The sequence below is a fragment of the Paenibacillus shenyangensis genome (assembly GCF_000346635.1).
In the GTDB taxonomy this organism is placed as follows: Bacteria; Bacillota; Bacilli; order Paenibacillales; family Paenibacillaceae; genus Saccharibacillus; species Saccharibacillus dauci.
The window spans coordinates 59,109-67,368 of sequence record NZ_AOIG01000032.1; the positions used below are offsets into that span (position 1 = coordinate 59,109).

The window sequence follows — 8,260 nt, forward strand, 5'->3', positions numbered from 1 at the left end:
TTGCATCCTGTCTGTAATAGTGCGACAATCACTAGTACAAGATGCAAAGAGACCTGGCTATTCTATTCATCCCTACTGGCGTCTATTTACGCCCATCTGTCATTGAAAGGACGGTTATTTATTCATGAAAAATATTTCGATTTCCACCGAATATATCAAGCTGGATCAGTTTTTGAAGCTGGCGGACTGCGTATCTACAGGAGGAAGTGCCAAAGCCCTTTTGCAGGAGCAAATGGTAAAAGTAAACGGAGAAATTGAAGAACGCCGTGGACGCAAGCTGTATTCTGGCGATGAAGTACAGGTACAAGGCGAGGGGTCTTTCAAAGTTCAAAGTGGACAATAATCCGGAGGATCTTATCCATGTTTATTAATCAGATCAGTCTGCAGAATTACCGTAATTACGAGAATATCCAGCTGGATTCCTTTTCCCCCGTCAATCTATTCATCGGGCAAAATGCACAGGGCAAGACCAATCTGATCGAAGCTCTTTTTGTGCTGGCTCTGTCTAAATCCCACCGGACCAATAAAGACAAAGAACTAATTTCCTTTGGCGCCGACAATGCCAGAATCACCTGCGAAGCCGAGAAAAAATACGGCAATGTCAAACTGGAACTGAATTTCTCATCCAGAGGCAAAAAAGCCAAAATTAACGGCCTTGAGCAGCGTAAGTTAAGCGATTTTATCGGTACCATCAATGCTGTCATGTTCGCCCCCGAAGATCTGGAGATCGTCAAAGGCTCTCCGGGTATACGCCGTCGTTTTCTCGACATGGAGATTGGACAGGTACAGCCAAGCTATCTGTACCATCTGCAGCAGTATCAAAAAATACTCGTTCAGCGTAATAATTACCTCAAGCAATCGTGGAGTGCCGGCAGCAAGGATGCCACGATGCTGGATATCTGGAATGAGCAACTGGTTGAACATGGTGTCAAAATCGTTCGCAAGCGTAAACAGTTTATCCACAAGCTTCAGGGTTGGGCAGAAAATATCCACATGGGGATAACTGGTGGCAAGGAAAAACTTGTTCTGTCATATGTTCCTTCCTTCGGCGGGGTGGAAGAAGAAGATGAAGCTGTCTTATTTGAGCAATTTATGATAAAATTATCACAAGTGAAAGAACAGGAATATCGGCGTGGCGCGACTTTGGCAGGTCCTCACCGCGATGATCTTACCTTTCATATTAACGGGAATGAAGCCGCTGTTTTTGGATCCCAGGGCCAGCAGCGTACCACCGCTTTATCGCTGAAACTGGCTGAAATCGAATTAATACACGAAGAGATCGGAGAATATCCGATTCTTTTGCTGGATGATGTCTTGTCCGAACTGGATCCGTACCGTCAGACTCAGCTGATCGAGACGTTCCAGGATAAAGTGCAGACTTTCATAACAGCGACCGGAATAGAGAGTATCAATGCCGGCCGTCTGAAGGAAGCGCAGATTTTTCATGTCCATCAAGGACATGTGGAGAAATAAAGGGAGGATTATTCCATGTATATTCACCTGGGCGGCGAGAAGATTATTCGCTTTTCCGAGCTTATTGCCATTTTTGATATATCGATAGAGAAGTCTTCCAAAATCTCCAAGCAGTTCGTCAGCTTTGCCCACGAAGACAAAAAAGTCGAAGCAATTGGCGAAGAAGAGCCCAAATCCATTGTCGTAACCAAGAACAAAGTATATTACTCCCCCATTTCCTCGGCTACACTCAAGAAACGTACCAATACCTTTTTTGCGAATGCATAGATACAGCTGGCGACTCCGGCTGTCTTAAAATATAGAAGTAGGTGAAAACAGCATGTCGATGAATCAACCGGCTTATGATGCCAGTCAGATACAGGTGCTTGAAGGTTTGGAAGCGGTTCGTAAGCGTCCGGGTATGTATATCGGATCGACCAGCTCCAAGGGACTTCATCATCTGGTTTGGGAAATTGTAGATAACAGTATTGACGAAGCATTGGCAGGGTACTGTGATCATATCGAAGTAACCATCCATGAAGATAACAGCGTAACCGTTGTAGATAACGGACGCGGTATTCCAGTAGGTGTAGAAGCCAAAACACAACGTTCCGCACTTGAAGTCGTTATGACTGTCCTCCATGCCGGTGGTAAATTTGGCGGCGGCGGATATAAAGTATCCGGCGGTCTGCACGGTGTTGGTGTATCCGTTGTGAACGCCTTGTCCGAGCATGTACGCGTTGTCGTCAAAACAGAAGGCAAAGTACACCAGCAGGAATATACACGCGGTGCTCCAATGTACGATATCAAGGTTCTGCGTGATATGACAGAGGACGAAGGTACAGGAACAACAGTTACCTTTAGACCCGATTCAGAGATCTTTACAGAAACAACCGTTTATGATTATGATACGCTGCTTGGCAGAATCCGTGAGCTGGCTTTCCTGAATAAAGGAATCGCCATGACGCTGACAGACGAGCGTACAGGCGTGTCCAATCATTTCAAATACGATGGCGGTATTATCGAGTACGTGCAGTATCTGAATCAGAATCGCGAAGTGATTAGCGAACAGCCGATCTACGTCGAAGGTACACGTGATCAGATTCAGGTAGAGATCGCATTGCAGTACAACGAAGGATATACCGAGAATATTTATTCTTTTGCCAACAACATCAATACGCATGAGGGCGGTACACACGAATCCGGCTTCAAGAGTGCATTGACGCGGATCATTAACGACTATGCACGTCGTAACGGACTGCTCAAAGACAACAACAGCAATCTGACTGGTGAAGACGCACGTGAAGGTCTGACAGCAATCATTTCCGTCAAGATTCCGGAGCCTCAATTCGAAGGACAGACCAAGACCAAGCTGGGTAACAGCGAAGTTCGCGGTATTGTGGAATCCCTGTTCTCCGAGAAGCTGCAGGAATTCCTGAATGAGAATCCTTCTGTAGCCCGCCGGGTACTGGACAAAGCATTGCAGGCATCCCGTGCGCGTGAAGCAGCCCGCAAGGCACGCGAATTGACACGTCGTAAAAGCGTACTTGAAGTTAGTGCACTGCCGGGTAAACTGGCAGACTGCTCCTCCAAAGATGCTTCGATCAGTGAACTGTATATCGTTGAGGGTGACTCTGCAGGCGGTTCGGCCAAGCAGGGACGCGATCGTCATTTCCAGGCGATTTTGCCGCTGCGCGGTAAGATCCTCAACGTAGAGAAAGCACGTCTGGATCGCATTCTGGGTAATGCCGAGATTCGTGCAATCATTACAGCGCTGGGTACAGGAATTGGCGATGAGTTCGATTTGTCCAAAGCCCGTTATCACAAAGTCATCATCATGACCGATGCCGATGTCGATGGTGCCCATATTCGTACGCTGCTGCTGACATTCTTCTACCGCTACATGCGTCAGATTATTGAAGCAGGCTACGTCTATATCGCTCAGCCGCCGCTGTTCAAGGTAGAACGCAATAAAACAGCAGTTTATGCGAACTCTGAAAAAGAGCGCGATGAAATTATTGCCGGCTTTGGTGAGAATGCCAAGTTTAACGTACAGCGTTACAAAGGTCTGGGAGAGATGAATGCGACCCAGCTGTGGGAAACAACCATGGATCCGGAGAGCCGCATCATGCTGCAGGTCAGCATCCAGGATGCGATTCTGGCAGACGCTATCTTTGATACGCTGATGGGCGATAACGTAGAGCCACGACGCGATTTCATTCAGGAAAACGCCAAGTACGTTAAAAACCTCGACTTCTAATGCATCCGTTTATAAACGAATAATCAGTATGCAGTAGTGTAATTATGCAAATTACAGAGAGCATCCGCGAAGCTGCGGATGCTCTTTTCATTAGCTTTTGTTGTTTCAGGAAAGGAAGCATCCGATTTATCATTTTTTACAGCAAATACATGCGAAATAACGTCAAAATACAGGACAGAATTGCAGAAAAATGGTATAATAAAGTGATGTAGCCGTAGGCATCCATAGTGTATGTAACACCGCACCATGTAACGATTTTCAACCCCAATCTGGTGACAAGAAACTTATTTTCATACAAAGAGTGAATACGAAGCTAAACATTCGGTATTCAGTCGATGAGCATCCATTTGTGCAAACGAAGGCTGCAATAAGGGAGGCTAAGCTTAGCATGGCGGAAGAGAATATTTCGCAAATTAAAGACCGGGATATTGGTACAGAGATGCGCGAGTCCTTTATGGACTATGCGATGAGCATCATCGTCAGCCGGGCTTTGCCTGACGTGCGTGACGGATTGAAGCCTGTACACCGGCGTATTTTATATGCAATGTCGGAACTGGGCATGGCACCGGACAAACCGTACAAGAAATCGGCGAGAATCGTCGGTGAAGTTATCGGTAAGTATCACCCACACGGTGATTCTGCTGTATATGAGACCATGGTACGTATGGCGCAGGATTTCTCGATGCGTTATATGCTGATAGATGGTCATGGTAACTTTGGTTCGATTGATGGAGATATGGCAGCAGCTATGCGTTATACCGAAGCCCGTATGTCCAAAATGGCTTTGGAAATGCTGCGTGATATCAACAAGGAAACAGTCGACTTTGCTCCCAACTATGATGGTGAAGAAAAAGAACCGATTGTTCTTCCTGCACGTTATCCGAATCTGCTGGTAAATGGCGTATCGGGTATCGCGGTAGGTATGGCTACCAATATTCCTCCTCATAATCTGGGCGAGGTCATTGATGGTGTTCAGGCGATGATCCAGAATCCGGAGATTACATCGATGGAACTGATGGATTATATCCATGGTCCTGATTTCCCGACGGCCGGTTATATTCTGGGGCGCTCCGGTATTCGCCAAGCGTATCAGACAGGACGCGGCGCTGTTACCATGCGTGCCAAAGCTACCATCGAAGAAAACAACAACAAGGCTCGTATTGTAGTGAACGAGCTTCCTTATCAGGTGAACAAAGCTCGTCTGGTAGAGAAGATTGCTGAACTGGTACGGGAGAAACGCATCGAAGGAATTACGGATCTGCGTGATGAATCCGACCGTAACGGTATGCGGGTCGTGATCGAGCTCCGTCGTGATGTGAATCCTAGTGTTGTATTGAACAACCTGTACAAACACACAGCTATGCAGTCCACATTTGGTGTGAATATGCTGGCGATTGTAAATAATGAACCGAAATTGCTTGGTCTGCGTGAAGTTATTTATCATTACATTCAGCATCAGATCGAAGTCATTCGTCGTCGTACCCAGTTTGAGCTCAAAAAGGCGGAAGCCCGTGCTCATATTCTGGAAGGATTGCGGATTGCACTGGATAATCTGGATGATGTTATTGCGCTGATCCGTGCTTCCCAGACATCAGAAGCGGCTCGTGAAGGATTGATCGCACGCTTTTCACTGAGTCCGGAACAAGCCCAGGCGATTCTGGATATGCGTCTGCAGCGTCTGACTGGCCTGGAACGCGACAAGATCGAGAACGAATATAACGAGCTACTGCGTATGATCGGAGAATATCGTGATATTCTGGCCAATGAATCCCGTGTTCTGGAGATCATCAGTGAAGAACTGAATGAGCTCAAAGAACGCTTTGGAGACGAGCGCCGTACCGAGATTACGATTGGCGAAGAAAGCATTTTGGACGAAGACCTGATTCCACAGGAAGAGGTTGTTGTTACCGTCACGCATACCGGTTATATCAAACGTTCACCAGTTACTACCTACCGCAGTCAGCGACGCGGCGGACGCGGTGTAATGGGTGTGGATATGAAAGATCAGGACTTTGTCCAGCATCTATTCGTAACCAACTCTCACCACCATCTGCTGTTCTTCACCGACAAAGGTAAAGTATACCGGATCAAGGCATACGAGATTCCGGAATTGGGTCGTACTGCACGTGGTACACCAGTTATCAACCTGATTCAGATCGAACAGGGTGAATCCGTTAACGCGGTTATTGCGGTCGAGAACTTCGAAGGGGATCAATACTTGTTCTTCGCTACCCAGCAGGGTGTAGTGAAGAAGACACGTCTGGATGACTACACGAATATTCGTAAAGGCGGTCTGATCGCTATTAATATGCGTGAAGATGACGAACTGATCGAAGTGAAGCTGACAGATGGACAGCAGGATATCGTTATGGGTACAGCCTACGGTATGTCGATTCGCTTTAATGAGAATAACGTACGTTCCATGGGACGCAGCGCGACCGGTGTCAAAGGGATTACCCTGGATGAAGGCGACTCTGTAGTGGGTATGGATCTTATTAATGATGATCTCAAAGTACTCATTGTCACAGCCAAAGGATACGGTAAACGTACACCTGGCGCAGAATACCGTCTGCAGACACGTGGTGGTAAAGGGATCAAAACCATGAACGTAACAGACAAAAATGGTCAGCTCACAGGACTAAAAGTAGTTGAGGATAATCAAGATCTGATGATTATTACTACCAGTGGTACGCTGATTCGTATGGATATGGAAAGTATCTCTACAATGGGTCGTAATACGCAGGGCGTGCGTCTGATTCATATCCGTGAAGACGACTCTGTAGCAACCATCTGCCGTACCAACAAAAATGAAGAGCCGGAAGAGGATGAATTGGAAGAAGCAGAGCAGGCAATGGAAAATACCATTGTTGAGACGATTGAAGAAACCAATGATTTCCCTGAACCGGATGCTTCTCCTGCAGAAGATGTAGAAGAATAAGATAAGCGCAGTAACTTGTGCAAAAGTAAATACATTCAGAGAACAAAATGATCACCATCGGCCTGAACCGACGCAGATTATGATCATAATGTTATTTTTTAACCTCTAGAACCTTTGCAAAATAAGGTTTTAGAGGTTTTTTTCTTACATCGAAGTTGCCCAACCAAGCAGAAGACTAACTTAATAGGGTGAAATAGATTGAAAGTAGATAAAAAATACATATAACTCTGATGAATCAAGTTGTTAGAACTTTATAGATAGAAAGTATGTTAAATAGATGGAGCTTACAATAAGTGATTCACAATAGTGAATCTTTATGATCGGATTAAGGAAAGAGAGGTTGCATAATATCTATGGTAGCAGTGGAAGAATAAAAGCCTAGTATAAAACGAAATAGCGATGTATGTGTAACAAGAGGGAGAATTGCTACTTTGCAAAGGTGAAATCCGAATGACATTTGATTTGGAGATTTGATGTGCTTTTATGATGGATGAGATTGGTAAGGGAGCTATTACAGCGATTTCCACTTCTTTTATAACAACAATAAGAAATAACAAAAAAATGAATCTCGGCCAACTCATGCTGTACATCAAGTGAATTTCGAAAAATACTACTCTAAACGGGTGGTCTTGATCAATAAAGAATTTCAATTTCTCCTGGCTGAAGAATAACCTCTCTACAAGCTGCTTATCCATATGGAGAATTGTTCTTCTATTCTTTGCCTTATCATGTGCTAAAGTGACTCATTTCCGAAGCGTTCGGTGAAAATGACTCAGCCATCAACGATAGCCACTTCGCTTACCCACACAGTAACCTAACTATATACAGTACACGAATGTATCGAAGCAACAGCATGCTGTATCGTTTTCTCGGATCACGATCATCGAGTAAAACTCATAGTAGCTTCCAGAAAGGCCATTTATAATTCAATAGAGGATCATAACCTACATATATAGCAGTGCTTATATAACAAATATATATATCATCCTGTAGAGTAAATATAGATTGGCTTTTTGTTGTCTGGTGCTTAGGTATAAGGATAGAAGTTTTGCAAATCGAAGATAAAGCCACAGTAGCAATACAGTGCGGCTGATAGAAAGGAATATTCGAATCATCAGAAGATCTTTATACCTTAAAAGCATTAGCCAGTGCTCTCCTCTTAATTATTACGAAATAGAAGGTCTGATCTCACCCTCCTAGTAAAAGCTATTATCAAATCAAGATGCTCTGAACATCAACTACTTAAAATAGTATTAGAAACCTTAAAATAAAAATACATAACAAAAATCTTCTATAATACACATTAGATATATAAAGAGCATGTACTCAACGATCTAAAATAGAACAATAAAATAACATAAGGCAAAATAATATAGGGATATAAAATTTTAACTAATAGTCCTTTTGCTATCTATTCACTACTTAAAGTAAAGTAAAGAAATATAAATCCAAGCCTATATATAAATAAATATAAAAATCGGTAAAAGGGTATTGACGTCGAATATAAAGACGTGATATAGTCTTATGTATAAGTCTTATTAACAACTTATTCGTGAAATTCTTTTCTAAAAAGAATCGAAAAAAACATCAAAAAAAGATGTTGACAGAAT

At 43.9% G+C, this 8,260-nt stretch carries 5 protein-coding genes; all 5 read left to right on the forward strand.

What is annotated here, in order from left to right; genetic code table 11:
* Positions 1-124: 124 nt before the first annotated feature.
* The 5 genes from yaaA (at position 125) to gyrA (ending at position 6,650) form a co-directional block, all read left to right on the forward strand.
* Positions 125-343 carry a S4 domain-containing protein YaaA gene (gene yaaA / locus H065_RS0122985; RefSeq protein WP_017815455.1) on the forward strand — a complete coding sequence of 73 codons (219 nt, stop codon included), beginning with the start codon at positions 125-127 and terminating at the stop codon, positions 341-343.
* 17 nt (positions 344-360) lie between these two features.
* Positions 361-1,473, forward strand: a complete 1,113-nt coding sequence (gene recF, locus H065_RS0122990; RefSeq protein ID WP_017815456.1) for a DNA replication/repair protein RecF — start codon at positions 361-363, stop codon at positions 1,471-1,473.
* A 15-nt stretch (positions 1,474-1,488) separates the two neighbouring features.
* Complete coding sequence (remB, locus tag H065_RS0122995; RefSeq protein WP_017815457.1) at positions 1,489-1,740, forward strand: extracellular matrix regulator RemB; 252 nt, start codon at positions 1,489-1,491, stop codon at positions 1,738-1,740.
* A gap of 52 nt (positions 1,741-1,792) precedes the next feature.
* Positions 1,793-3,712 (forward strand): DNA topoisomerase (ATP-hydrolyzing) subunit B, encoded by a 1,920-nt coding sequence (gene gyrB, locus H065_RS0123000; protein ID WP_017815458.1) that lies wholly within the window; start codon positions 1,793-1,795, stop codon positions 3,710-3,712.
* A 388-nt stretch (positions 3,713-4,100) separates the two neighbouring features.
* On the forward strand, positions 4,101-6,650 hold the full coding sequence (gene gyrA / locus H065_RS0123005; protein WP_017815459.1) for a DNA gyrase subunit A: 2,550 nt from the start codon (positions 4,101-4,103) through the stop codon (positions 6,648-6,650).
* The last annotated feature ends 1,610 nt before the right edge of the window (positions 6,651-8,260 follow it).

Bases quoted from the DNA above. Each gene is read 5' to 3' on its own strand.
- remB (WP_017815457.1), top strand. From the start codon at position 1,489: ATGTATATTCACCTGGGCGGCGAGAAGATTATTCGCTTTTCCGAGCTT.
- gyrA (WP_017815459.1), top strand. From the start codon at position 4,101: ATGGCGGAAGAGAATATTTCGCAAATTAAAGACCGGGATATTGGTACA.
- yaaA (WP_017815455.1), top strand. From the start codon at position 125: ATGAAAAATATTTCGATTTCCACCGAATATATCAAGCTGGATCAGTTT.
- recF (WP_017815456.1), top strand. From the start codon at position 361: ATGTTTATTAATCAGATCAGTCTGCAGAATTACCGTAATTACGAGAAT.
- gyrB (WP_017815458.1), top strand. From the start codon at position 1,793: ATGTCGATGAATCAACCGGCTTATGATGCCAGTCAGATACAGGTGCTT.